20 protein-coding genes are annotated in these 26,210 nt (G+C 63.3%); 12 read left to right on the top strand and 8 right to left on the bottom strand.

Going from position 1 to position 26,210, the window contains the following annotated elements; translation table 11 throughout:
- Positions 1 to 192 precede the first annotated feature (192 nt).
- The 4 genes from MRBLSP13_RS17700 to MRBLSP13_RS17685 are packed head-to-tail and all read left to right on the top strand — an operon-like array spanning position 193 to position 4,745.
- Positions 193 to 1,290 carry a glycosyltransferase gene (locus MRBLSP13_RS17700; protein WP_363755850.1) on the top strand — a complete coding sequence of 366 codons (1,098 nt, stop codon included), beginning with the start codon at positions 193 to 195 and terminating at the stop codon, positions 1,288 to 1,290.
- Complete coding sequence (locus tag MRBLSP13_RS17695; RefSeq protein ID WP_363755848.1) at positions 1,287 to 2,411, top strand: polysaccharide biosynthesis protein GumK; 1,125 nt, start codon at positions 1,287 to 1,289, stop codon at positions 2,409 to 2,411. Before MRBLSP13_RS17700 ends, MRBLSP13_RS17695 begins: the two co-directional genes overlap by 4 nt.
- A 25-nt stretch (positions 2,412 to 2,436) precedes the next feature.
- A complete protein-coding gene (locus MRBLSP13_RS17690; RefSeq protein ID WP_363737369.1) occupies positions 2,437 to 3,660 on the top strand; it encodes a polysaccharide biosynthesis protein GumE in 1,224 nt (407 codons plus the stop codon).
- Positions 3,657 to 4,745: an acyltransferase family protein gene (locus tag MRBLSP13_RS17685; protein ID WP_363737370.1), complete on the top strand. Its 1,089-nt coding sequence runs from the start codon at positions 3,657 to 3,659 to the stop codon at positions 4,743 to 4,745. Before MRBLSP13_RS17690 ends, MRBLSP13_RS17685 begins: the two co-directional genes overlap by 4 nt.
- Here MRBLSP13_RS17685 and MRBLSP13_RS17680 read toward each other — a convergent pair.
- The 3 genes from MRBLSP13_RS17680 to MRBLSP13_RS17670 form a co-directional block, all read right to left on the bottom strand.
- Positions 4,709 to 7,657 (bottom strand): amidohydrolase family protein, encoded by a 2,949-nt coding sequence (locus MRBLSP13_RS17680; RefSeq protein WP_363737371.1) that lies wholly within the window; start codon positions 7,655 to 7,657, stop codon positions 4,709 to 4,711. The genes MRBLSP13_RS17685 and MRBLSP13_RS17680 overlap by 37 nt on opposite strands.
- Positions 7,658 to 7,669: 12 nt before the next feature.
- A complete protein-coding gene (locus MRBLSP13_RS17675) occupies positions 7,670 to 9,544 on the bottom strand; it encodes a gamma-glutamyltransferase family protein (protein WP_363755846.1) in 1,875 nt (624 codons plus the stop codon).
- Positions 9,545 to 9,664: 120 nt separating this feature from the next.
- Positions 9,665 to 9,895, bottom strand: coding sequence for a hypothetical protein (locus MRBLSP13_RS17670; RefSeq protein ID WP_363737373.1), 231 nt, complete (start codon positions 9,893 to 9,895; stop codon positions 9,665 to 9,667).
- 102 nt (positions 9,896 to 9,997) lie between these two features.
- Between MRBLSP13_RS17670 and MRBLSP13_RS17665 the strand changes: the two genes are divergently transcribed.
- Together MRBLSP13_RS17665 and MRBLSP13_RS17660 are read left to right on the top strand one after the other, a co-directional pair.
- Positions 9,998 to 13,117 (top strand): TonB-dependent receptor domain-containing protein, encoded by a 3,120-nt coding sequence (locus MRBLSP13_RS17665; RefSeq protein ID WP_363737374.1) that lies wholly within the window; start codon positions 9,998 to 10,000, stop codon positions 13,115 to 13,117.
- A 75-nt stretch (positions 13,118 to 13,192) separates the two neighbouring features.
- Positions 13,193 to 15,070, top strand: a complete 1,878-nt coding sequence (locus tag MRBLSP13_RS17660) for a gamma-glutamyltransferase (RefSeq protein ID WP_363755845.1) — start codon at positions 13,193 to 13,195, stop codon at positions 15,068 to 15,070.
- A 207-nt stretch (positions 15,071 to 15,277) separates the two neighbouring features.
- Here the strand turns inward: MRBLSP13_RS17660 and MRBLSP13_RS17655 are convergent, their stop codons facing one another.
- The 3 genes from MRBLSP13_RS17655 to MRBLSP13_RS17645 form a co-directional block, all read right to left on the bottom strand.
- Positions 15,278 to 15,469 (bottom strand): hypothetical protein, encoded by a 192-nt coding sequence (locus MRBLSP13_RS17655; RefSeq protein ID WP_363755843.1) that lies wholly within the window; start codon positions 15,467 to 15,469, stop codon positions 15,278 to 15,280.
- 27 nt (positions 15,470 to 15,496) lie between these two features.
- Positions 15,497 to 15,763, bottom strand: coding sequence for a DUF2171 domain-containing protein (locus MRBLSP13_RS17650; protein WP_363755841.1), 267 nt, complete (start codon positions 15,761 to 15,763; stop codon positions 15,497 to 15,499).
- A gap of 181 nt (positions 15,764 to 15,944) precedes the next feature.
- On the bottom strand, positions 15,945 to 17,678 hold the full coding sequence (locus MRBLSP13_RS17645) for an acyl-CoA dehydrogenase family protein (RefSeq protein WP_363755839.1): 1,734 nt from the start codon (positions 17,676 to 17,678) through the stop codon (positions 15,945 to 15,947).
- A 128-nt stretch (positions 17,679 to 17,806) separates the two neighbouring features.
- On the opposite strand from MRBLSP13_RS17645, the gene MRBLSP13_RS17640 reads away from it, so the two are divergent.
- The gene (locus MRBLSP13_RS17640) at positions 17,807 to 18,520 is read left to right on the top strand and encodes a helix-turn-helix domain-containing protein (RefSeq protein ID WP_363755837.1); all 714 of its coding nucleotides are present in this window, start codon (positions 17,807 to 17,809) and stop codon (positions 18,518 to 18,520) included.
- Positions 18,521 to 18,556: 36 nt separating this feature from the next.
- Here the strand turns inward: MRBLSP13_RS17640 and MRBLSP13_RS17635 are convergent, their stop codons facing one another.
- Both MRBLSP13_RS17635 and MRBLSP13_RS17630 read right to left on the bottom strand, forming a co-directional pair.
- The gene (locus MRBLSP13_RS17635) at positions 18,557 to 19,141 is read right to left on the bottom strand and encodes a TetR/AcrR family transcriptional regulator (RefSeq protein WP_363737379.1); all 585 of its coding nucleotides are present in this window, start codon (positions 19,139 to 19,141) and stop codon (positions 18,557 to 18,559) included.
- 64 nt (positions 19,142 to 19,205) lie between these two features.
- Positions 19,206 to 19,904 (bottom strand): FadR/GntR family transcriptional regulator, encoded by a 699-nt coding sequence (locus MRBLSP13_RS17630; RefSeq protein WP_363755835.1) that lies wholly within the window; start codon positions 19,902 to 19,904, stop codon positions 19,206 to 19,208.
- A 217-nt stretch (positions 19,905 to 20,121) separates the two neighbouring features.
- Between MRBLSP13_RS17630 and MRBLSP13_RS17625 the strand changes: the two genes are divergently transcribed.
- The 5 genes from MRBLSP13_RS17625 (at position 20,122) to MRBLSP13_RS17605 (ending at position 26,150) form a co-directional block, all read left to right on the top strand.
- Positions 20,122 to 21,261 carry an NAD(P) transhydrogenase subunit alpha gene (locus tag MRBLSP13_RS17625; RefSeq protein ID WP_363756034.1) on the top strand — a complete coding sequence of 380 codons (1,140 nt, stop codon included), beginning with the start codon at positions 20,122 to 20,124 and terminating at the stop codon, positions 21,259 to 21,261.
- Entirely contained in the window at positions 21,258 to 21,548 is a 291-nt protein-coding gene (locus MRBLSP13_RS17620; protein ID WP_025549500.1) for an NAD(P) transhydrogenase subunit alpha, read from the top strand. Before MRBLSP13_RS17625 ends, MRBLSP13_RS17620 begins: the two co-directional genes overlap by 4 nt.
- Before the next feature lies 1 nt (position 21,549).
- The gene (locus MRBLSP13_RS17615) at positions 21,550 to 22,944 is read left to right on the top strand and encodes an NAD(P)(+) transhydrogenase (Re/Si-specific) subunit beta (protein ID WP_363737381.1); all 1,395 of its coding nucleotides are present in this window, start codon (positions 21,550 to 21,552) and stop codon (positions 22,942 to 22,944) included.
- Between the two features lie 159 nt (positions 22,945 to 23,103).
- Entirely contained in the window at positions 23,104 to 24,573 is a 1,470-nt protein-coding gene (locus tag MRBLSP13_RS17610) for a DUF4139 domain-containing protein (protein WP_363755833.1), read from the top strand.
- Between the two features lie 8 nt (positions 24,574 to 24,581).
- A complete protein-coding gene (locus tag MRBLSP13_RS17605; protein ID WP_363755831.1) occupies positions 24,582 to 26,150 on the top strand; it encodes a DUF4139 domain-containing protein in 1,569 nt (522 codons plus the stop codon).
- The last annotated feature ends 60 nt before the right edge of the window (positions 26,151 to 26,210 follow it).

The raw sequence follows: 26,210 nt of genomic DNA, 5'->3' as shown, positions 1-26,210 counted from the left end.
GGAGTTAGGTTCCGCTGCATAGGTGTTATGCCTTACTCGAAACAGCTGTGGGCTTTGGATATAACAGCCGCACAGGCAGCAGCGAATTGAGGGAATACCCCTAGGATATATCCCGAGGGTCGGAACCTGCTCTTCCCAGTGCGGACAGATATCATGCCCATGGTCGCCATTTACAGACGCGGTTTCCTACCCTTGTCCGAAACATTCATCGTGGACCATATCCGTTCGCTCCGCCGGTATCGACCCTTCGTCATGGCCGACGATATTGTAGGTGGACATTATCGGGATGGACAGCAACTGCATCTCCTCCATCGACCGGGCTCTGGAAAGTGGAAAAGGATCAGCAATCGACTGACCGGACATTATGAGAATCTCGGCGGACAATTATGCTCACGCTCCACCGGCCTTATCCACGCCCATTTCCTTCAGGACGGCGCGGCTATCCTGCCGCTCGCCTTGCGGCGAGGCATGCCGCTGGTAGTGACGGCCCATGGCTATGACGCCACCGTCACCGCCCGCGAACATGCGCGGAGGACTGAAGGACTTTGGTACCTGATGCTGAAGCCCGTCCTGATACGCTATGCCGACGGCATCATCTGCGTGTCGAACTGGATCAGGCAATGCCTGCTGGAGGCCGGCTATCCCGAAAACAAGCTGCGGGTCATTCGCTTGGGCATTGATCCCGCCGCGCTGCCGCCGGTCGATTCCCCCTCGCTGCGCCGCGGCGCGCTGTTCGTGGGCAGACTGGTCGAGAAGAAGGGCGTCAATTTCCTGCTCGATGCCTGGGCCAGGCTGCCGCTCCGCCTGCGTGAAGAGCCGCTCACCATCATCGGGGACGGTCCGATGAAACCGGCGCTGATGGATCAGGCGCGGAAATTGGGCATCCAACCGGCCTTTGTCGGTCCGCAACCCCGTGAGGCGGTGTTCGCGGCCATGGCGCGGCATCGGATTTTCGCCATGCCCAGCATGCGCGCCGCGAATGGCGACAGCGAAGGGCTGCCCATCGTACTGATGGAGGCGCAGGCGATGGGTATGGCGGTGGTCGCCTTCGACGACGGACCGATGCGCGAAGCGATCCTGCCGGGGCAAAGCGGCCTGCTGGCGGAGCGACGCGACACGGGCGGCTATGCCGCGCACCTCGAACGACTGCTGCTGACGGCGGACCTGTGCGAAAGCTTCGGCCGAACCGGACGGGAATGGGTCAACAACAGTTTCCACATCCGCTCGAACATGGCGGAGCTGGAGGATTATTATGACGAAATCGTCGGCCGCAGGGAGAAACGCCATTGAACATCCCCTTTTCGGCCGCCCTCGCTCCCAATGGCATCTCCAACGCCCGCATCCTCATCCTGTCGCGCCATGACTATCGCACGGCACGGCGCGCCAGCGTGCATTTCATCGCCCAGAAAATGGCCGAGAGGGGCCACGACGTCGCCTTCCTTTCTATCGGCTACAGCTGGCTGTCGCGGCTGCGCGGCGACAGCCGGGCTCGGCTGGACCCGCGCGCCAACCGCTGGGAAAGGGTGGACGGCCTACACGCCTGTCTGTGGCGGACGCGCTGGCATCCGGTAAAGATGCCGCTACCCGACGCGCTGACCGGATGGCTGTTCCACCGCTGGGCCGGCATGGCCTGCCCTGTTCTGGATGAGGCAGCGGCGAAGGCGGACCTCATCCTCATCGAATCCGGCATCGCCCCCGCGCTGATCGGGCGGATGCGCGCCATCGCCCCGCACGCGCGCATTGTCTATCGTGCGACCGACCTGCTGGCGACTGCGGGCGTGCCGCAATGCATCGAGGCGACGTTGCAAAGGCACGCGCACGACATCGACATGGTCGTGGTCGTCGCCCGCAGCATGCTGCCGCATTTCGACGCCTTCGATTGTCCGCGCATCTTCATTCCCCATGGCGTCGACCTGCGCAACCTGCGCCGGCCGACCATCAGCCCCTATGACCAGCCCCATAATGCGGTGGCGGTCGGATCGATGCTGTTTGACGAGGGCGCGATCCGCACGCTGGCGCAAGCCGTGCCGCATTTCACCTTCCACATGATCGGCACGCCCAAACGCGCCTTCCCATCCAATGTGGTGCTGCACGACGAGATGCCTTTCGAACGGACGCTGCCCTATATTCAGCATGCCGATGTCGGCATCGCAGCCTATCTGCCGGCGGAATCATCGGCCTATCTGGCGGATTCCAGCCTCAAACTGATGCAATATGGCGCTATCGGCCTGCCGGCCGTCTGCCCGGATTTCGCGGTGGGCGAGCATAAGCTGCGTTTCGGCTATCGCCCGGGCGATAGCCGGGACATGGTGCAGGCCTTCGCCAAGGCCGCCCAGACGCGCAGGCGGCCCGCGCCGACGCAGGATTGGGGTGATGTGGCAGACCGGCTGGTGGAGGTCGCCCTTGGCTGAGCTTGTCCTGCAAAGAGACGTCCGTATGCGAAGCGCCGTGGACATGCCGCGCGCGGTCATGCCAGTGGCGGCCGTTGCGCTGTTGGCGGCGACGGTCCTGTTCAACCCGCTCCTCGCCTGGGTGAACAGCCATGTGGCGCAGATGAGCGGATCGATCGTTTCCGTGATGCAGGGAGGCATCGTCATTTCCGCGCTGCTGATGGGCCTGTTCCAGCCGATCGCACTGGCGGCGCGATGGTGGGTGCTGGCCGCGCTGCTGGTTATGGTCGTGCTGCTGACCAGCGCAATCCGGGCGCAGTTCAATCCCAAGATATTGGGCGACGTGCTGCTGATCCCGGCCTTCATCCTGCTGGGCACGGCGCTTCGCACCGATCTGTTCCGTCGGTCGATCCTTGTCATGCAGGCGTGCATCCTGCTCGTGGGCATATGGGAACTAGCGCGGCCGGACCAATATGGTGCATTCTTCAACGTGGTCGACTATTATGTGAACACGCGCGGTTACGACGCCAATGCCTTCTGGGCGGGCGGATCGCTGTTCCTGAGTTCGGAACGGCCGGGCGGGCGGCTGCTGCTGAACGGCTTCGGCTTCCATCGCGGATCATCCCTTTTCCTGGAGCCGGTGTCGCTCGGCAACTGGGCGGTTGTCGCCACCATCTTCACGGCGGCCTGCTGGCGGGAACTGTCGCGCTGGTGCCGGACCTTCATGGTCGCGTCCACCTTCGCCTTGCTGGTGATCTGCGACGGGCGGCTGGCGATGACGGTCATCCTGCTCTTCTGCCTCTATCTGCCTCTCTGCCGTTATCTGCCTGATCGCTGGAGCGCGGTCTACCTTCCCGTCATGCTGGGCCTGCTTTGGCTGGGGGATGCGCTCGGTCTTCTGATGCCCAATGGCGACAATTTCGCCGGCCGGCTGGGCATCGGCCTGCATGCACTGGGAACAATGGACGCCACCGCATTGCTGGGGGTCAATCCCGAATTCGCGCGACTGGATGACGCAGGTTGGGCAGATTTCATCCAGTCCCAATCCGTGCTCATCGCACTTGGCCTATGGCTGACGCTGTCGCTGACGGGGTTCGGCACGGCACCCGGCGATCGCATGGCGAAACATGGCATCATGCTGTTCCTCATCCTGTGCCTGCCGATCAGCAATTCACTACTCTCCATCAAGACTGCGGCGCTGATGTGGGCGCTCTATGGCTTCTGCTTCGCACGCGGGCAGACGGCGGCGAACGGCATAGATACGGCATGAACGGGCGGCATATTCCAGCGCTGGACGGACTGCGCGGCTTTGCGGCGCTGATCGTGATGCTGTCGCATTTCCCCGATGTCGGGCTGCCGTCCTGGGTCAATCACCGCCTGGGCGATCATGGGGTAATGCTGTTCTTCGTGCTCAGCGGCTTCCTGATGGGCCATCTCTATCTGCGGCAGAGGCCCGACGCCCAGGTGCTGCTGCACTATGGAATCGCGCGGGCGGCGCGGATACTGCCGCTCTATCTGGGGGTATCGCTGCTGTCCTTCTTCCTGTTCAACTATGCCGATCCCGCCTTCATCTATCGCATAGACGGCCAGCAACTCCTGCGACTGCTCAGCTTTACAAGCGCACAGCCGATCTTCTGGTCCATCGGCCCAGAATTCCAATTTTACTTCCTCTTTCCGCTGATGTGGATGGCATTCTACAGCAGCCGCCGAAACAGGCCCATCGCCTTCCTGGCGCTGACGAGCGCGATCTGTCTCACCTATGCGATCAGCAGTTGGACGCCCGGCTTTTCCGTCTTCGCAAAGCTGCATATCTTCATCGCCGGGATCGGCGCTGCGCTGCTGGTCTGGGCCGGACCCCCGCGCCCGCTCCCGGCCATGCTGGTGCTGGCAAGCGCGCTTGCCTTCCTGACGGCGATCCTGCTCTCCCCACCGTGGGCGGAGCCCTTCCTCTTCCCTTCGACGCGCGGCGACCCCAAGCATATCGGCTATTATGGCGATCTGGCGAAGGTCCTACTCTGCGCCTGCGTCATCTACAGCGCGACCATCGATCATAGGCTGAACGACTGGTTGTGGGGCAATTGCGTCATGCGGCGGCTGGGGGCATGGAGCTTTTCGCTGTACCTGCTGCACATGCCCGCTCTTTATCTGGCGGGATATTTGCCGATACCGCAGGTCCCACGCGCCATGGCATCGCTGCTGCTGGCGGTCGGCATCGCGGCACTGTCCCATCGCTTCATCGAAGAACCGGCCAACCATCGGTTGCGCCGCCTGCTTGCAGGGCTGTTCGACCGGCAGTCCAAGGGCATCATATTGTCCCCTTATTGCCCGCCGGACACGAGTTCCTCCACATCATAATATTTGCCGTTGGCAATGACTTTCCTGACATTGAAAGTGTTGGCGATGTTCTCACGCGGATCGCCGGCGAGCAGGGCAATGTCAGCGAGCTTGCCCGCCTCCAATGTTCCTGCGTCCAGGTTGAGCGACCGGGCCGAATTGACCGTCGCCGTCTGCAGCGCCTGAAAGGGCGTCAGCCCGGCATCGACATAGGAGGACAGCTCCGCATGCAGGTTGGTCGCGATCATCGTGTCCGTGCCCGCCGCAACCAGCGTGCCGGCATCGAACATCTTCTTCAGGCTGGCCAGGCTTCCCGCCATCATCGGCCGCAACAACGCCATCATCGGCTCACTCTCCGTCACGGTCTTGCGCGCCCAGATCGGATAGAGGCTGATGCGCGGGTCATCGCGATAGGAAGGGTTCTTCTCCAGATAATTGGTCAGCGCGCCGAAATTGGTGGGTGTCAGCGTCCGGCCGCTCTTGCCGAATAGCTGGATGACATCCTCATAGGCCATGCCCATCGGCCCCTGTTTGGGCGAATAGCCGCGACGGCTGGTCGCGCCCAGATGCTCCGTCGCATCGACGCCCGTATAGGCCGCGGGGAAGATTTCATGGCCGGTGACCGGCACGCCCATCTCGTGCGCCGCTTCCACGATGCGACGCTGGTAGATATCGGGCATTCGGACATAGCTTTTCAATATGTCATATTTGAGGATGCGGGCGCGCTCCAGCTCCCGCTCCAAATGCGCCGGGCCGGATATGGCGACGCCCATCTTGTAATAGACGCGCTGCCATTCGAGCAGCGGGCCATTGACGTAGAGACGCGGGCTGATGCGCGCGCCCGCTTCGGCCGCCTCCCTGTCCTCTATCGCGTCATAGACCTGATTGCCCGGATCGCGCACGGTGGTGATGCCATAGGCCAGCCATGCACGCTCCAGATTCGAGCCGAAATCCTTCTGCAGATGGGCATGATGCTCGATCAGGCCGGGAATGGCGGTGAGACCCGTGCCATCAACGAAGCGGTCCGCCCGATGCAGCGCCGGATCATGATCGCAGATTGCAAAGATGCGGTTGCCCTCGATCACGATGTCCTTGTCGTGCTGGGTTTCGTCGCGGACGGAGTCCACCAGATTGCTGACATGGATTACCATCCGCCCGGTCGGGTTGGCGGGGCGGTAGGTGAGGTCGACCGGAATTTCCCGGATGACGCCCGTTTCCGTGTCGATCGCCTTCAACTTGTCGGATGACTGATAGAGAATGGTCCGGCTGTCGGCGGTCCAGCTGGGAAAATAGGCAATTTCGGAGGTATAGCTGCGCGGCGGCGCCATCGGCTTGCCGTCGGCGGCCACGGGCCAGATCTTCAGCAGGCCTTCATAAATGGCCGCCATCTTCGTGCCGTCAGGCGACCAGGCAGGCCCGCCCCCGCCACGCGTGTCGGTTCCGGCATTTTCCTGGGGCACTTGCCAGAAGGGTTCGCCCTTGCCGTCGCTTGGGATCATATAGATCTGATTGTCGCCCTCGCGGAAGCTGTTGGAATATTTGTAGGAAAGCGCGATGGCGACATATTTGCCGTCAGCCGACCAACTGGGGTTTCCCGGCTGCCCAAGCGACGCTTGGAGCCGCGTCACCTTGCCACTCGCCACGTCGACGACGCACACGCCCGCCACGCCCCAGCGCCCATCGACATCAAGGAAGGCAATGCGACTGCCGTCACGGGACCAGGCGGCGGCCAGAGGCTGGGTCTCGATATTGGTGAGCCTGCGATCCTTGCCCGTCTTGACATCGCGTATCCACAGCTGCGGCAGGCCGCCGCCCTTGTCGGAAGTGTAGGCGATGCTCTGCCCATCGGGCGACCAGGCAGGATCGGCATCCATCGCGGCGTCCCTGGTCAGATTTTCGGGCACGCCGCCCTTGGACGACAGGAGATAGAGATCGCCCAGCGCCACGAAGGCTATACGGCTTCCGTCGGGCGAAATGGTGGGATGGACGATGCCCAGCGCCTTGCGCGGCGCGGTGGAATCCCAGTCGCGCTTCGCCCTGGCATAGCTGGGCTTCACCACTTCCAGCGTGGCAGCGAAATCGACGGTCGACGATCGCCCGCCGCTGCGGTGCCTGATCTTGCCGTCCGAGACATAATAATAGCCGCCCTTCCCCCAGCCGATGCGGAACGGAAAGACATTCTCGGTTCCGCTCACCACCTTGCCCTCGATTTCCAGCCGGCTGCCCTTCGCGTCCTGCACCACATAGGCGAGTTCGCCGCCGGGACCGAAGGAGGGCGCGTCGATCCTGCCCTCCGCCTGTCTGAGCAGGCTTTCCGCGCCGTCCGCCAAAGCGGTCGTGTAGAGCGCCGTCTTATTGCCTTCCGTCCCCGCATAGACGATCCTCGCACCATCCGGGGACCAGCTTGGCATCCTGTCCTCACGCGGATTGCGGCTGACCTGTTTCACTACCCCGCTGGCCACGTCCAGCGTCCAGATGTCGTAATTGCCACTGCGATCGGAGGAGAAGGCGATGGTCTTGCCGTTCGGCGACCAGGCTGGCTCGCGATCGTCCCACGCGCCTTCCGTCAGCTTGCGCATGCCGCTGCCGTCGGGCTTGATCGTCCAGAGATCATAGCCGCCGTCGCGATAGGCGAAATAGGCAAGCCGCGATCCGTCGGGCGACCAGACCGGCTGGCGGGCATCGTTGAAATAGTCGGTGATGCGCCTCGCCCTGCCGCCTTTGGCCGGGATGATCCACAAGGTGCCCTGAAGATCGACCGCCAGCCATTTGCCGTCCGGTGAGACGGACACACTCATGGACGTACCCTCATGCACGTCGAAGGCGATGGGCTTCTCACCGCCCGGCGGGGGCAGATTGGCTGGCTGGGCGTAGGCCTGCACGGCGCAGGCCGAAAGCAGGGCGATGGACAGATATTTCAGCGGAGATTGCATAGAGCGGTCCTCTTACCAGCCGAAGACATAGCGTTCGCGGCGCACATCCGCCCCGCCGCGCAGGGTGCCGCTGTCGGGCACGACACCGGCGGCAACGATGCCGGTGGAAACAGCGAACGGTCCCAATACATCGAGCTTGTGCCCGCGGGCGGCCAAATCGTCCCGCACCGCCTGCGGCACGCGGTCCTCGATTTCCAGCACGCCCGGCTCGTCCTTCTTGATCGCGAAGGAGGCGTGGAAATGATTGCTGTTGATGCGGGGCGCTTCGATCGCGGCCTGGAGCGGCTGGTCGAAGGCCAGCACGCGCAGCAGCACATTCATGATCTGCTGGTCCTGATTGTCACCGCCCGGCGTGCCGATAGCCAGATAGGGAGCGCCGTCCTTCAGCACCATGCAGGGGGAGAGCGTCGTGCGCGGACGCTTGCCGGGAGCGAGAACGTTGGGGCTTTCGGGATCCAGGTCAAAGACGGTCAGGCGATTGCTCATCGGCACACCCGTATCTCCCGCAATATAGGCGCCGCCCAGCAGCCAGCCCGAACTTGGCGTCGCACTGAACAGGTTCCCGTCCTTGTCCACCACTTCGATGGCGGTGGTATCAGCGGTCGGACGCGGCGGAGCCTTCAGCACATGGGGCGTGAAGACGGGCGTTGTGCGGGCGCTTCCCTCAAATACCCAGGGATCGCCATAGCGATGCTCCAGCGAGGCCTTGGGGCCGATCTGCCTCGCGCGTTCCGACGCATAGGCCTTGGATAGCAAGCCCTTCATCGGGATGGTCGCGAAATCAGGGTCTCCGAAATAGGCGTTACGGTCATCAAAGGCGAGCTTAATCGATTCCGCCACGACATGGAGGTAGGCGGCCGATCCTGGTTCCATCGTCGCGATGCCCGCAGCCTCTGCAATATTGAGCGCCATCAGCATGGCAGGGCCCTGGCTCCAGAAACCCCCCTTGCAGACTTCATAGCCGAAGACGCTGGTCATCGTCGGCTTCTCGACCTTGCCCCTGTAGGCCGCAAGGTCTTCGTAGCGCATCAGACCCCCGTCGCGCTCCATCGCCGCGCCGATCCGACGGGCGATGTCTCCCTTGTAGAAGGCGTCGCGTCCAGCCTGGATCGCGGCCTTGCGGTCCTTCTTCTTCCTGTAGGCGATCCGGTCCGCTTCCGCGATGATGCGGATAGTCCTGGCCAGATTGGGCTGGCGGAATATCTCGCCCACTTTGGGCGATTTTCCACCCGGATAATAGGTTTCGTAGGCATCTTTCCACCGGGATGTCGCCTTCTTCTGGCTCGCGAAGACTTCAGCCAGGAAGTTGTACATCACGAAACCGTCCGCCAGTTCCATGGCGGGCTGCAGAACCTGGCTCAAAGTCAGGGTGCCGTTAAGCTGTAAGGCCAGCGCCATGGCGTCGACCATGGCGGGAACCGTTCCGCCATTGGGACCATTGCCGGGAATAACGCCCGCCTTGGCGAACCTGTCCGGCGTGGCGAGCGCAGGGGCCACGCCCTGCCCGTTCACCACGGAGACTTGCTTCGCCTTCGCGTCGTAGACGATCGTCGGCGCCTCGCCGCCAAAGCCGAAATGGGAAATTTCCGTCACCGCGGCGGCAAACACGGCGGCGACACCTGCGTCGGTGGCATTGCCCCCCGCCATCAAGATACGCGTTCCCGCGGCGACCGCATAATGGCGCCCAGCGGCGACGATACCGAAATTCCCCACGATCTCCGGGCGCAGCGTTTCGCCGGCGCTCACCAGCCGGGTAGGTTCCAGCGGCGCTTTTGCCGCCGGTGCGGCGCCCTGCGCGAACGCCTGCCCCTGCGCCAGGACGGCGCCTCCGACAGCCAGTGCCGCCAAGTCACGACGGCTCAATCCCTGTCCTGCGGTATCCGTCATGAACGAAGATCCCCTGTAGTCGACATGGAAGCGCTGCCCAAGGGCAAGCGGGCATTGGTCCTGCCAGTTCCTTTTCCCTGTAACGATAAAGAACCCGCTTTCCGCTATCCTTGGGATATTTCACGCGTCCCAGGAAAATATTCGTCTGAATATGGCGGAAATCTTGATCTCATCAGTTCTACCCATTTGAACGGGCGCGGAAGTGGGCGCTGCGCCCGCCGATGCATGCTGCCGGCAGGGAGCCGGCAGCACATAGGCCCATATGGGGATGATGCCGGAACTCCAGCTACCGGGGTCCGCAAATGCACAGTCCGGAAAAATACAGAACTTACCAGATTCTTTGCCGGTCATGCACGATCTCCATCGGCGCGCGGCCGCCTGATAGCTGAAACCACGCAAAGTCCTTTGACCGCAACGTCGGAAACAAGGACTTCTTTACAGGGGAACAGAAAGATGAGGGTAAGAAGAGAGAGATTTTCAAAATTGGCAGGAGCCAGTCTTTGGGTATTGTCGGCCGGTGCCGTGCATGCGCAGACGGATAGCGTCCCGCTGTCAGAAATGGACAAGGGCGCTGAGATCGTCGTTATCGGTACCCAGATCAGAGGCGCGAACACGACCGGCGCGCTACCTGTCAGCGTCGTGGGCGAACAGCAGATCGAAGCAGTGGCTGCAGTCTCAGGCGCCGATCTCTTTCGTTCCATCCCGCAACTGGGCGGCGTGACGTTCAACGAGCAGGTGCTGGGCGGCGGCAACGCGAACGCCGCCCGTGGCGACGTTTCCACCGTATCCCTGCGCGGCCTGGGCCAAGGCAATACCCTACTGCTGATCAATGGCCGCCGAACCGTGCTGCATCCGACATCTCAGGCCATATCGGGCGTCATCGATTCCGGCGTTCCGACCTTCGGCTATAATGCCAATACAATTCCCGTCGGCAATATTGCGCGCGTGGAAGTGTTGCGCGATGGCGCTGCGGCCCTTTATGGATCAGATGCCGTTGCCGGCGTCGTCAACAATGTCCTCAATTCCGATTTCAACGGCGCGAAGTTTGACGCGCAATATGGCGGAGCTGAAGGCACGAACCTGCGCGAGTTCACGATCAATGGGCTTGTCGGCAAGGACTTCAGCGAAGGGCGCGGTAACATCACGCTGTTCGCCGGTTATGCGCGGAAGTCGAAGCTGTATCTCAGCGACCAGGACTATACCGCCAATGTCGACCGGCGTGGCTATGTGGCCGGCACCAGCTTCGCCAATGTCGCCGCGTTCAACGGCACCAGCACCAGCACGCCGTGGGGCACGTTCCGCGCGCTCAGTCCGGCCGCCAACGGATCCTTCCTCAACCGGACGATCACCAGCAACGGCATCGCCTTCACCAACAGTTCGAGCCAGTTCCACATTCAGCCAAGCGCCAACAGCGGATGCCGCATCCCCTCCGGCCCCGCAGGTACCTGCTATGACGACGGCAACGGCGCGACGGAGATGGCTACGGTCGACAGCAACCTGCGCTTCAATGCGCCCGCAACGTTCCAGAACCTCACCACGCAGCCCTCGGTCAAGCGCGTCAACCTGTTCGCCAACGGACATTTCGACCTGACCGATAATCTGACCCTCTATGGCGAAGCGGGCTTCTATCGCGGCAAGACACAGGCGATCATCGGTGCGCCGGGCTCGCTGGCGAACATTCCCATCACAGTCGCCGCCAACGCCTATTGGAACCCGCTCGGGCCCGTCGGCTCGCCCAACCGCCTGCCAGGCCTCAATACCGCGGTCGTTCCCGCCTCAGGCCTGCCTGTACAGATCACCTCGTTAAGCTATGTCGACTTCGGATCGCGCAAGGTCGACGTCACCAACTACCAATATCGGTTCCTCGGCGGCCTCAAGGGGAATATCGGGAACTGGGACTGGGATTCGGCAGCCCTGTACACCTGGGCGACCGCCGCGGACACGCAGGAGAACTTCTCCAACAGCTTGCTGCAGGCCGCAATCAACCGTACCACGCCCGATGCCTACAATCCCTTCAACGGCGGCTGCGTCGATACGCCGTCGATCGGGGACTGTACGCCCAACAGCGATGCGACCATCGACAGTTTCCGCATCAAGGCGACGCGCAGGACACGCACATCGCTGGCGCTGTGGGACTTCAAGATTTCAAATGCTAATCTGCTGGGCCTGTGGGCGGACAACAGCATCGGCATTGCGGCGGGCGTCGAATATCGCCGCGAGACCTATCATGACAACCGCTCCCCCTATCAGGGCGGAATAAGAGGGATCGATACAACCTATACCGATGCGGTCACCGGCATCTTCTACGGTTCCGACCTGGGCGGGGCTAGTCCGAGCCCGGACGTGCGCGGCAAGCGCGACGTAAAGTCCGCCTATGCGGAACTCGCCATCCCGATCTTCAGTCCGGAGATGGAGGTTCCCTTCTTCCGCAGCCTCGATTTCCAGATCGCCGGACGCTATGAAGATTATAGCGACGTCGGGTCGGTCGCGAAGCCGAAGATCGCGGGGAGCTGGGAACTGCTTGAGGGCATGCGGCTGCGCGGTTCCTGGTCACAGGGTTTCCGCGCTCCCAACCTGGAGGTGATCAATACCTCTACGCTGGACCGCGTGAACACCGGCATCGATTATGTGCTGTGCGAAGCGGACCTGCGCGCCGGACGAATCGCCAATTTCTCGCAATGCAACCGCAGTATTTCCGTGCTGCGGCGCAGTGGAGGCAATCCCAATCTGAAGCCTGAGGAGTCGGAAAGCTGGAGCTTTGGCGCGGTCATCTCGCCGCCGCTGGGCGAAGGATGGGGCAAGGTGACCTTCACCGTCGACCGCTGGCGCATCAAACAGAAGAATGTGGTCGGTTTGCTTGACTATCAGAACGGCCTCAACCTCGACTATCTGCAGCGCGTGCAGGGCAGCAACAATCCCAATGTCGTACGTCGCGATCCGACTGCGGATGATATAGCGCTGGTTGCGGGCACCGGCCTCGCGCCCGTGGGCGAACTGCTCTATGTGGTCGCCAATTTCGAAAATCTGCTGCCGGTGACCGTGCAGGGCATCGATTTCAACCTCGACTATCTGCTGCCCACCGTGACCGTCGGAACCTTCTCGCTCAATGTCAACGCATCACGCCTGATCAGCTATTATGTCGATGCTCCGGCGGGCGTGACGGCGGTGATCAATGGGCGGTCCGCGGGCCTTGTCAATGCGGGCGTGCCAATCCAGGGCGGGGGCGATGTCGTAGGGCGCGACGGCCAGCCGCGCTGGCGGCTCGCCGCGACGCTGGACTGGACCCTGGGGCCGGTGAAGATCGGCGCCTATACGCAGTTCATCGACAGCGTCTATGAAAACGCGGCACGCGACGCCTCGACCAATCCCTGGATCGTAAAGGGGCAGACGACCGTCAATCTCTATGCCCAATATACGTTCAGGAATGGTGGCCCGCTCAAAGACACCAGCATCCAGATCGGCGCCCGCAACATCTTCGACAAGGATCCCCCACTGGCATCGACCGGCTATCTGTCGAACCTCTACCAGCCGCAAGCACGCTACTGGTACACCAGCATCAAGAAATCCTTCTGATGCGGCAGGGTGCGGCGCCAGGGTTCCCACGCCGCACCCCCTCCTCCCCTTGCCATGAGGATCAAAGGTTGACCCATGTCCGCTCCCAATAAGCCCGTGCGCCCGGAAGCGCTCCATCGTCGAGAATTGCTCGCCGCCGGCCTTTCAGGCATGGTCCTCGCCGGCTTTCCTTCCGCTGCCCGCGCGCAGTCGGGCTCCCGTGCACCGGATGCGCCCCGCTCCGGCGGGACTAGCGTCGCAGCACACCGCGTCGAGGTGCCGATGCCGCATGGCGGCGTCACCGCCGGTCATCCGCTCGCCGCAATGGCGGGAACGCGCATGCTGATGCAGGGCGGCAGCGCGGCCGACGCGGTGGTGGCGGCCATGGCTGTGATGAACGTCGTCGAACCCTGGGCGTCGAGCGCGGGCGGCAACGGCTTCGCCACCTGCCTCGACCGCAAGGCGGGCAAGGTCCATTCGCTCGCCTTTACGGGCGGTGCACCGCGCCTGCTCGATCCACAGGTTGATCCCAGGGTGCTCGACCATGGACCAAGGGCACTCACCGTGCCGGGCGCGTTCGGTGGCTGGATCGCACTGGCCCGACGCTTCGGCAGGCTACCGCTCGCCATATTGCTGGAACCGGCGATCGGCTATGCCCGCGACGGTCACCCCCTCGATCCGTCGATCGCTCTGTTCATCGGCCGGGCGCAGAAGACGCTGAGCCTCTATCCGACCAGTGCCGCCCTGTTCCTGCCGGACGGGCAGCCGCCGTCACCCCGCTCGATCTTCCGCAATCCCAATCTCGCCCGCACCTTCCAGACGCTGGCCGATGCCGAGATGAAGGCGCTGGACGGCGGCGCTGACCGCGACCGGGCCCTGCAAGCGGCCTATGACTATTTCTACTCAGGCCCCATCGCCCAGGAATTTGCTCGCTTTTCGAACGAAAGTGGAGGCTGGTTGCGCCTTGACGATCTCAAGGCCTATCAGCCGCGCTGGAGCGATCCGGTCAGCACGCATTATCGCGGGCTGGACGTCTACAGCAGTCCGCTCACATCCCGCACCGGGCTGGAACTGTGCGAGCAGCTTAATCTGGTCGAGGGTTTCGACCTTGCCGCCCTGCCCGCGGACGGACCGCAACTTACCCATTTGCTGATCGAGGCGATCAAGGTCGCCAAGGCGGATGTCTACCGCTATGCCGCCGATCCCCGCTTCGCGCAGACGCCGGTCGAGGGCCTGCTGTCCAAGCCTTTCGCGGCAGAACGGCGAAAGTTGATCGATCCGACCAAAGCGGCCTCCTATCCGGAGGGTGGCAACGCCGCCGCCTACGGCCGGATGGCGCAGCAAGGATCGCGACCCCGCTTTGCCGCGCGGGGAGACGACCGCACGCGTGACGGCGATACCACCAGCCTTTCCGCCGTCGATGCCGAGGGGAACGCCATCGCCGTCACGACGACCATCGGCGGCGGTTTCGGTACGTTCCTGGTAATGGGCGATACGGGTATCCTATTCAACAATGGCCTCCGACTGGGATCGACGGCGCCATATGACGACCACCCGAACAAGGTAGTGCCAGGAAAGCTCGCGCTTTTGGGCAATGGTCCCACCATCCTCCTCGACAAGGGCCGGTTGCATCTGGTGTTTGGATCGCCAGGCGGCGAGACGATCGGACAGACGCAGTTCCAGTTCCTGGTGAACATAGTTGATCGCGGCATGCCTATCCAACAGGCCATAGAGGCGCCGCGCTTCGCGCTCGATGCGGATCCGAATTTCTACAAGCCCGGCGCGGCCATTACCGTGCAGGCGGAGGGGCGATTTGCCGATACTGTGCTGCAAGGGCTGACCGCCATGGGCCATCGGATCGAGAAGGTCGGTCCCTATGCGATTGGCAGCGTCCAGGGAATATTGGTCGACTCATCCGGCGCGCGCATGGGCGGGGCGGATTCCCGCCGCATGGGTTATGCCGTGGGCTATTGAGGCCGCGGATCTTACCGCTTCTGTAGCGATTCCGGTTTATGCGCGGCCTCTTGCCCTCATCCGTTTCCAGGACAAACTCAGGACTGTCAGGCGTGGCTAGCGCCTTGTGGTCCTTGATCCGGGTGGTGCCGGTAACCTCCTTCACCACCTTGCCATGAGCCTCTCCGCCACGTCTGTCATGTCGCGGCGTCGCCTTTCCTAAGGGTTTTAGCCATTAGGCGCGCCCGGATCGGCCGAGAGAGCGATCTCGCGCCGAGCCATTTCGTCGACCACGGCCCGGAGGAAGGGAAACAGATTTTCCGTCTCCTCCCCCGATGCCGTTTCCCAGCTGTCGATGAGTTCCTCATCAGTCATGTTCGCAACTTCGGCTCGATGATCGCCAAGGCTACTTCCAGTCATGACGCTTCTCCATGCGGAAAGCCGGAGTCAGTCTCCATCGTCCATGATTGCTTCGCCGCTTTCCTCCTCCTCCAGAAGAACCGCTGCGGCGCCCTCCGCAGAAAGGCGGACCTGATTGCCTTCGACCGCCGCGACCAGTCCGCCGGCAATGAAATGATGATGGTTGCCGTGCGAACCACTGTCAGCCTTCACCATCTTGATCCGGTCACCCTCGACCTTGTCGACCGTACCGACATGAACGCCGTCGGCGCCGATGATGTCCATATGTTCCCTGATTGCGCTCAAATCTGCCATGGCTCTCTCCTTCTTCGTCCTGAACGACCGGACGCCGCAAGAGATGCGTCAGCCATCGCCGATCGGCGCGCTGAAGCCACGGCTTCACGCAGAACCATCCATCAAGCGGTCAAGGCGGGCACAGCAACACCGCCTTCCTTCCCTCCAACGATCGGCCGCGTGGACAGCGATGACGATCTCTTCAGAAGGCATCGGCGCCGAGCGCCATGATGGTGGCCTCACCCGCCGCGATGCCGCTGGCCAGCCCGTGGGCCTGCGGCAGCATATGTTGCGCGAAATAGTCGGCCACCGCGCGCTTCGCCTCATGCAGCGGCGTGCTTCCCTGCGCCGCCACGGCCATTCGCGTCCACATCCAGCCCATGGAAACCAGCGCGAACAGGCGCAGATAATCGACCGCAGCCGCGCCCGCCGCGTCCGCCCCGGCACCGCGGAGCGATATCGTCACCCCGCGCAGCAGAGCGAGCGCTTCGGCAGTCTTCGCGGCGATGTCCAGCCCCGCCGCAGCATCCAGATCCGCTTCGACAAGGGCGAGGAAGCCCTCGACCACCGCGCCGCCGGCCATGGGCAGCTTGCGTCCCACCAGATCCATCGCCTGGACGCCGTTGGTGCCCTCATAGATCTGGGCAATGCGGGCATCGCGGACATATTGCTCCATGCCCCATTCGCGGATGTAGCCATGACCGCCGAACACCTGCTGCGCCTGCACCGCGCTTTCGAAGCCGAAATCGGTGAAGGCCGCCTTCACCACCGGCGTCAGCAGCGCGACGAGCGCATCCGCCTTTGCCCGCTCGCCAGCGTCGGGATGGTGGTGCGCCCGGTCGAGCTGCAACGCCGTCCATCCCGCAAGCGCGCGCCCGGCCTCCACAAAGGCGCGGACGTTGAGCAGCATGCGCCGCACGTCGGCATGCTCGATGATCGCGACAGGGTTGCGCGCTCCATCGGCGCTGCGTCCCTGGAGCCTCTCCTTCGCATAACCCGCCGCCTGCTGGTAGGATGCACCAGCGATGCCCAGGCCCTGGATGCCAACCATCAGCCGCTCGGCATTCATCATGGTGAACATCGCGGCCAGCCCCTTGTGTGGTTCCCCCACCAGCCAGCCGGTCGCGCCGTCATAGTTCATCACGCAGGTCGGCTGGGCATGGATGCCCATCTTCTTTTCCAGCGCACCGACCGACATGGCGTTGCGGATCGTGAAGCCGCCATCGGCATCGGGGAGATATTTGGGCACCAGGAAAAGGCTGATCCCCTTCACCCCGGCGGGAGCTTCGGGCAGGCGGGCCAGCACCAGATGGATGACGTTGCCGCCGAAATCATGGTCGCCTGAAGAGATGAAGATCTTCTGCCCGGTGATGGCATGGCTGCCGTCCTCCTGCGGCATCGCCCTTGTCTTGAGCAGGGCGAGATCGGTACCCGCGCCGCTTTCGGTAAGCGCCATGGCGCCGGTCCAGGCGCCGCTCACCATGGGCGGTACATAGGTCGCTTTCAGGGGAGCGCTGGCATGGGCGATAATCGCTTCGCACGCCCCGCGCGTCAGGCCGGGGAACAGGCCGAAGGAGAGATTCGTCGCGGCGAGCATCTCGTCCAGCCAGAGCTGAAGGATGAACGGCAGCCCCTGCCCTCCATATTCCGGATCCGCCGACAAGGACGGCCAGCCGGCCGCCGCGAAATCGCGCCAGGCCTCGGCAAAGCCGTCCGGCGTCTTCACCGACCCGTCGACCAGGCGGCTGCCCTGCTCATCACCATGGCGATTGAGCGGGTGCAGCCGGTCGGCGCACATGCGCCCGGCTTCCTCCAACACCGCCACCGCCAGATCGGCATCCACTTCCTTGCCGATGTCCGCCATCGCCTGGTCGAAACCGAGCACCTGCGTCAGCAGGAAACGATAATCGTCGATCGGCGGAACGTAGTTGAGCATCGGAATCTCCTGAAGGTGTGGAGCACATACACCAAACATCTGTTACAATCAATCTTATCCGAGCGCCGGCCATCCCGTAAAGCCGCTATTAACGTTCCGGAAACCCGCTTGCGCGCATGAAGGGAGCCATGCCCATTCATGCAACTGTCGATCAGTCACCCGAGTCCGACAACAGGCGCGACGCCCCGCGCTGGCGCATCCGACTCGAACTTCCCGGCACAGCGGAAGATGGTGGCGCCAGTCTGGTGATCCATGATATTTCGACGGCCGGCATGCTGGTGGAGACGAAATCGACGCTGGAGATCGGGCAGAGTGTCATGCTGTCCTTGCCAGACGCGGACCAGGTCGTGGCTCGCGTCGTCTGGCAGAATGATATCCTGTTCGGCTGCCGTTTCGAGACCACGCTTCCCCAAGGGGTGGTAAGCGCGATCAGGCTCCGCAATCCCGGCCGCGACGACGACATGCGGCCTGCCGCCGAGCGCCCGGAAAGCCCGGCCGAGGAAGATCTGGGCGCGCGCCTGCTCCGCCTGCGCCACGAAAAGGGGCTGAGCCGCACGGCGCTTTCGGAACGGACAGGGTTCAGCAAGCCGACCATCTGGGGCTGGGAAACGGGCCGAACCACGCCGCGACGGGAGAATCTGCGTATTCTCTCGGCCGTTTTCGGCCTCACCGAACAGCAGCTGCTTTATGGCAAAGGACGTCCGGCGGTTCAGGAAACGGATCGATCGGGACGGGAAGCCTATGCCCGATCGCTAAAGGACATCATCGATCAATCGAAGACGCGCATTGCCGAAGCTGCGGGAGTGGACCGGCTCAAGGTGCACATCTCCATCGAATTCTAGCGCTCACGGGCTGCCCGTTCCCCCATCAGGCAGGGATCATTCGTGCCGAAAGACGGCAACGACCTGGGCAGCCAGTTCCGCCGGCGTGAGCTTGCCTGGCCGATACCAGTCCGCGGTCGAATTCAACTGCGCAAGAAGCAGATTGCGATATACCGACCGGTCGATATGAGGTGGAAGCGGCAGTTCCTGCACCAATGCGCGAAACAGCCCCTCGAACCGGTCGCGCCGCGCGATCAGTTGCTGGCGCACATCCTCGGCCACTTCCCGAAAGTCGTTCATCATCGGGGTGGTCAGGGAATCGGGGGCGAGCTGAATATCCAGCAATGTCTCGCAAGCCGCCTTCAGCCTGGCCCATGGATCGGACTGCGCCTGCACCGCCTGGATTATCCGCGTTTCCGCCTGGTCAAGGGCGGCATTGTGAAGTTCGACGAACAGCGCGTCCTTGGACCTGATATGATGGTAGAGCGAACCGCCCAGCACGCCGGCCTGCTCCCCGATGTCCCGCATCGACGTGCCGCGATACCCCTTTCTGGCAAATAGCCGGGCGGCAATCTCCAATATCTGGCGCCGCCGCGTCGATGGCTCCTCATGCGGTTCGGCGGGTGGGACAGGCTTTGTCATCGTCGGGGCGCTAGCATATCCTCGATTGGCCGCGAAGCCTCTGTTCGAGTGGGGGCCGTTTCCTTCAGATGGCAGCGTCGAGCCGGCGCATGATCTCACGGCGGCGCCGTAGCGCTTCGAACCGGGCCCGCTCCGGGTCGCCGTCGAGGATCGCGGCGATGATGGCGCGCCGCTCCCGCTTCCAGCGCTGCTTGCCGTCGCTTCCGCCATAGACCGGGCCACGCGGATATTCGGCATAATGGTGCACCGCCACGCGGGAGAGAAGTTCCATGAGCGGCCGGTCGACCATCAGATAGAGGATGTCCAGCATGCTCTGGTCAAATGCGCCGCGCTGTCGCGCCGTATTGCGCCCGTCGATGGATTTGACGAGCGCGGCAAGCTTTTGCCGAAGCTCCTCATTCGTCGCCCGGGCAGCGGCGGCCATGAGTTCGCAGTCAAGCAGGGTGATGATGTCGATCGCTTCGGGGTGCGCGGAATGGTGCATGGCCAGGAAGCCGGAAATCGCCTGGCTGAGGCCCTCTGCATCGGGGCGGGTGCCGTAATAGCCGCCGCCGGGCCCGCGACGAACCTTCAGAAAGCCTTCATGCTCCAGCACGCGTGCAGCCTGCTGAACGGTGACGATACCCACGCCCAGCGCCTTCGCCAGATCCGGCAGGGATCCGATCTGCGCTTCGGGCGGCTGCGCCACGATCATGTCGCGAAGCTTCGCCACCGCCGCCGTAACCAGTCCTTCGCGGGAATTCTGCTTGCGAATGCTCATCATGCTCCTCGTCTGGATCCCCTGCCCTTAGCGAATTCGCGCAGGAAATGGCACTGCTGTTCCGCCATCCTCAATTATATGCATATTATTTGTTGGAATTATAACGAATCGACGGTATGGCGATTCATATAGGTCGATAATGGGCACATTAGACCAGGCTGGGGATGTGGCGGCTTCGGCCGGATCAGGGGCGCGCCAACGCAGGACGAGGGTGGAAATAGTGAAAATCGGCATAGTGAAAGAGATGGCGCCTGGTGAGCGCCGCGTTTCCGGCACGCCGGAAACGGTCAAGAAATTCACAGCGCTGGGCGCGACGGTGGCGGTGGAAACGGGTGCAGGTCTGTCCGCCGCCATATCCGACGCGGATTATGTCGCCATGGGCGCGACGGTCGCCGATCGCGCCGCCACGGTGGCGGACGCGGACATCATCCTGGGCGTGCAGGGACCGGATGCGGCCAGCGTCGCCGGCGCCAGGCCCGGCGCCTGGATCGTCGCCGGGCTCAATCCCTTTGTCGAGCGCGCGCGGATAGACGCCTATGCGGCGGCCGGCTTTGAAGCCCTGGCCATGGAGTTCATGCCGCGCATCACACGGGCACAGTCGATGGACATATTGTCGTCGCAATCCAACCTTGCCGGATACAAGGCAGTGCTGGACGCCGCGGCCGAATATGGCCGGTCCTTCCCGATGATGATGACGGCAGCAGGCACGGTTTCGCCGGCCAAGGCCTTCATCATGGGCGTGGGCGTCGCGGGCCTTCAGGCGATCGCGACGGCGCGGCGGCTCGGCGCGCAGGTCTCCGCGACCGACGTGCGCTCCGCGACCAGGGAACAGATCGAGAGCCTGGGCGCCAAGGCGATCTTCGTGGAAAGCGTCGCGGGGATCGAGGGTGAAGGCAAGGGCGGCTATGCCACCGAAATGTCCGAAGAGTACAGGCAGGCCCAGGCTGAGCTCGTGTCGTCGCACATTGCCAAGCAGGACATCGTCATCACGACGGCGCTGATCCCCGGCAAGGCCGCGCCGCGGCTGGTTTCCGACGCGCAGATCGCGTCGATGAAGCCGGGCAGCGTCATTGTCGACCTGGCCGTCGAACAAGGCGGCAATGTCGAGGGCGCAGTCGCGGGCGAAGTGGTCGAGCGGCATGGGGTGAAGATCGTCGGACACAGGAATGTGCCATCGCGCCTCGCCGCTGACGCATCGGCGCTGTTCGCGCGCAATCTCTATAACTTCCTCTCCGCCTTCTGGAACAAGGAACGGAACGCTCCAGTGCTGGACGAGGAAATCGGCAACGCCGTCCGCGTGACGCAAGGTGGGAAAATCGTCAGCGAAAGGCTGCTTCAATTGGCGGGGGGAATGCAATGAGTTCGCTTAATCCCGATTATCTGTTCGTCTTCATCCTGGCGGCCTTTGTCGGTTTTCAGCTTATCAAGAAGGTGTCGCCGCTGCTGCATTCGCCCTTGATGTCGCTGACCAACGCGATCGCGGCGGTGGTGATCGTCGGCGCCATTTCCATCACCGGCGAGGAAGGCGCGACGCCGCTGGCGAAGACGCTGGGCTTTGTCGCCGTATTCTGCGCCACGGTCAATCTGGTGAGCGGTTTCATGATCACCGACCGCATGCTCAAGATGTTCAAGCCGCGGGGGAAATGAGATGAACGCATTCGTACCCTTTGCGGCGATCATCGCGTCGTCGCTGTTCATCCTGGCGCTGATGTGGATGAGCCATCCCTCGACCGCGCGCCGGGGCGTTCGCGCGGGCGAGATCGGCATGCTGGTGGCAATCGTCGGCGCGCTGGTCCAGCATGAGGTGGTCGACTACAACCTCATCATCATCGCCATGATCGCAGGCGCGGCCGCCGGCATCCCGATGGCGCTGCTGATGCCGATGACGGCGATTCCGCAGCGGACCGCCATCTCCCACGCTTTCGGCGCGCTCGCCGTCGGCCTGATCGGCGCGGCGGAATATTACAAGCATGCCCATGGCGAATATGCCGGCAGCTTCATCATGTGGGCGCTGATGTTCGAGATGCTGCTGGGTTTCCTGACCTGCACGGCATCGGTCATCGCCTTCGCGAAGTTGCAGGAGATCATGGGCAGTCGCCCCGTCTCCTTCGTCGGACAGCGGGTGGTGAATGGCGGCGTCGCGGTGGCGACGGTGGCGATCGGCGCGATGCTGGCGATCGATCCGACCCAGACGTGGCTGTTCCCCGCCTTCGTGGCGCTGGCGCTGCTGTTTGGCATCCTGCTGGTGATCCCGATCGGCGGAGCCGACATGCCGACCGTCATCGCGCTGCTCAACAGCTATGCCGGTCTGGCGGCAAGCGCCATGGGCTTTGCCCTGGGCAACAAGCTGCTGATCGTGGCGGGCGCGCTCGACGGGGCGTCGGGTTTCATCCTGGCGGTCATCATGTGCAAGGCGATGAACCGCAGCTTTGCGAACGTCATGTTCGGTGGCTTCGGAAAGGTCGTGGCGGGCGCCGTGGGCGGCAAGGACGACCGCGTCGTCCGATCCGCCTCTGCCGAGGAAGCGGCGCTGCAGCTTGAGAATGCCAGTAGCGTCGTCATCATTCCCGGCTATGGCATGGCGGTGGCGCAGGCGCAGCACAAGGTGAGCGAACTGTATCAGGCGCTGACCAAGAAGGGCATCGACGTGAAGTTCGCGATCCATCCGGTCGCCGGCCGCATGCCGGGCCATATGAACGTGCTCCTGGCCGAAGCGAATGTGCCCTATGAGCAGCTGATCGAACTGGACGACATCAATCCAGAGCTGCCGCAGGCGGACGTGGCGCTGATCATCGGCGCGAACGACACGATCAATCCATCGGCGCGCGACGATCCGCAGAGCGCGATCGCGGGCATGCCGATCATCGAGGCGGATCGAGCCAAGTCGGTATTCGTGATCAAGCGGTCGATGAATGCGGGCTTTGCCGGGATCGACAATCCGATCTATTACAACAGCAACACCCAGATGCTGTTCGGCGATGCCAAGGATATGGTCGGCACCATCGCCAAGGAGCTGGCGGGCGGCGGTTCCGGCCTGCACTGAAGGGCGGACCGGCCGCTCCTCGCGCGCAGGTCCGCCTTCCTCCTGAAAGGCAACAAAGGTCGTTCCGGGATTATGTCTCTGGAATGGCCTTTGTTTTTGCGGCATGTCTAGCACGGTTGGCGGAGGGGAGCTTCGATGCGTCTGATATGTTCTGCGATAATGTCGGTTGTCGTTCTGGTTCCCCAGCCGCTTTTCGCTCAATCATCGACCCCGAACGCCCAAGGCGATCTGTCCGTCACCATCTACAATAATGATCTGGCGCTGGTGCAGGACGTCCGCCGTATCACCCTCCCCTCCGGACGCTCGCGTCAGGAATTTCCCGATGTCTCCGCGCGCATACGCCCCGAAACAGTGACATTGTCGGGCGAAGGCATCGGCATAGTCGAACAGAATTTCGACTATGACCTTCTGTCGCCCGCATCGCTGATGGAAAAGGCGGTCGGCCAGACGATCACCCTGCTCCGAACCAACCCCGCCACGGGCGCGGAAACGCGGGAACAGGCGCTGGTGCTGGCGGCCAATGGCGGCGTGGTGCTGAAGATCGGCGAACGGATCGAGGTGCTGCGCGACGACGGTCTGCCGGTGCGGGTCATTTTTTCCTCCATTCCGCCCAATCTGCGCGCCCGCCCGACGCTGAGCGTCACCATGGATGCGCCGCAGGGCGGTGCAAGGCCGGTGACGCTGAGCTATCTGACGCCGGGCATGAGCTGGAAATCGGATTATGTCGCCCTGTTCGACGAGAAAGCGGGCAAGCTCGACATGCAGGGCTGGATCACGCTCAACAACAGCACCGGCACCACCTTCGCCAACGCCCGCGCCCTGCTGGTCGCCGGGGAAGTGGGACAGGTGCAGCAGGGTTATGTCGGATATAATGGCGGGCGACCCCAGCCTCGCGGAAACCGGCCCGGGACGGAAAGTGGCGGCGGCGAGCAACTGGGTGATTTCCATGTCTATCCGATCGAGGGCCGCACGACGATCGCCAATGCGCAGACCAAGCAGGTGAGCTTCCTAGACGCTTCGGGCGTCCCGGCGGAACGCGGTTACGAGTTCCGCAGCAACTGGATGGAGAGCAAGGATCAGGCGGAAAGCGCCGCATCCGTGCTCAAATTCTCCAATGCCAAAGCATCGGGTATCGGCGCGGCGCTGCCCGCGGGCACGGTTCGCGTCTATATGCGCGATACGCGGGGGCAGGCCCAGTTCGTGGGGGAAAGCGGCATTCCGCACACGCCCGGCGGCTCCACCCTTGCCTTGCGCACAGGCGACGCCTTCGACGTGAAGGTGCAGCCGGTGGTGGAACAGCGCGACACGATCACGACGGACGAATGGACGAAGACGGAACGCTGGCGCGTCACCTATCCCGACGGCACAAAGGCGGAAGGCTATGCCGAGCGGCCGCAGAAATATTATCGCACGCGCATGCGCTATATCGTCACCAATGCCAAGGCGGTGCCGGTGAATGTCGATGTGGTCCAGTCCGGCCTTTCCCAATGGTGGTGGTGGCGCGACCTGCGCGTGCCGGAGGAGAGCATTCCCGGCGTGCAGGAAACGGCTGACGTCCGGCGATGGGTCGTACCGGTGCCCGCCAATGGCAAGGTCGAACTGACCGCCACTTTCCTCACTCCCTGGTAAGCGCCGTCATGCCCCGCCTGTGGCCGTGGCTGTTGATCCTGCCGCTCTGGACGCCCATGGCGGCAAGGGCGCAGTTGCCGGTCGTGATCTCCAGCGGTCCGGACAAGGTCGCGGTCACGCTCTACCGCGATCCGGCGCGGGGAGAGGAGCCGCTCAACCGCGATGATCCCGCTGCCTTCGCCCTGATCGCGGAGACACGCACGGTGATGTTGCCGCCGGGCGAAGCCGTGATCCGGTTCGAGGGGGTCGCAAGCGGCATCGTGCCGCAATCGGCGATCCTCTTTGGCGCGCCGCCGCGGGAGCGCAATCGCGACGCGGCGCTGCTATCGCAAAAGGGGCTGGTCGACGCATTCACCGGGCAACGGGTGATCCTGCGCCGCACCGATCCGGCGAGCGGCAGGACGGTCGAGGAAAGCGCGACCGTCCGATCCGCCGCCGACCGGCTGGTGGTGACGACGGCGCGCGGAGTGGAAGCACTCTATTGTTCCGGACTGCGTCAGACCCTCCTCTATCCGGGGGCGCCCGCGACCCTCTCCGCAAAGCCGGTGCTGACCATGACGACCAGGGACCAGCCCGGCGGCCTGGCCACGATCACGCTGGCCTATATCGCCACCGGCTTCGACTGGGATGCGACCTATGTCGGCACATTGGCCCCGGACGGCCAGTCACTGGACCTGCTCGGCTGGCTGACGCTGGCGAGCGCGGACGACACCAGCTTTGCCGATGCAACCGCTTCCGCCGTGGCGGGAAGGGTGAACCGGTCAGATGACAGTCGCGACGAAAGCGGGGAAAGGGCACGCGATGAAGCCCGCTATCTGAACAGATCCAGTGCCTGCTGGCCCGCCGGGACGACCAGCGACCTGGGCAACGGCCTGCTGCCGCCGTCCCCTGCACCGCCGCCCATGGCGATGATGATGGCGGGCGAGGATATCGTCGTGACGGCCCAGCGGCGACAGGAAGTCATGCTGTCGGCGCCCATGCCGGTCGCCGTGGTCGCCAAGGCGGAAAATCTGGGCGACCTCAAGATGTATCGCATTCCCGTTCCCGTCACGGTCGCCGCCCGTGCACAGAAGCAAGTGGCGTTCCTGGTGAAGCAGAAGGTTAAGGGTAGCCTGATCTATCGAACGGCAATGAACTGGGAAGAGCCGGACGAGATCCGGATGCTGTTCCGTTTCAACAACAGCAAGAAGGACGGGCTGGGCGACCCTCTTCCGGCGGGCCGGGCAGTTCTTTACCAGGACAGCCCCTGGGGCCGCATGTATGTCGGGGAAAACGCGACAGGCGACAAGGCCGTCGATGAGGAGGTCGAATGGTCCTTCGCTGAAGCCAGCAACGTGACCTTGGACCCGGAGCAGGAGGCGGCGGGCAAGGGGGTCATCCGCCACAGCATGGTCGTACGGAACGCCAACCCATTTCCCATCCGTTTCGAGATCGATTTTCCAACAAACAGCGGGCGGCTGTTCAGCGGCTTCAGCGGTCGCCTGACGAAAAAGCCGGGCAAGCAGGTCTGGGCCATGACGGTGCCGGCGAACGGGACGATAAGCCTGCACTTCCGATCGGCCGAGCGGACCAACTAGAGCTTCGCGCGGAAACCTGCCCCTGATACAAGGCAGCGCGCGCCGGCTCTGGATTCTTTG

Source organism: Sphingobium sp. LSP13-1-1.1 (genome assembly GCF_040676415.1).
Classification (GTDB): Bacteria; Pseudomonadota; Alphaproteobacteria; order Sphingomonadales; family Sphingomonadaceae; genus Sphingobium.
The sequence above is the reverse complement of the archived record's forward strand: the minus strand, read 5'-3'. Positions and strand labels throughout refer to the sequence as shown.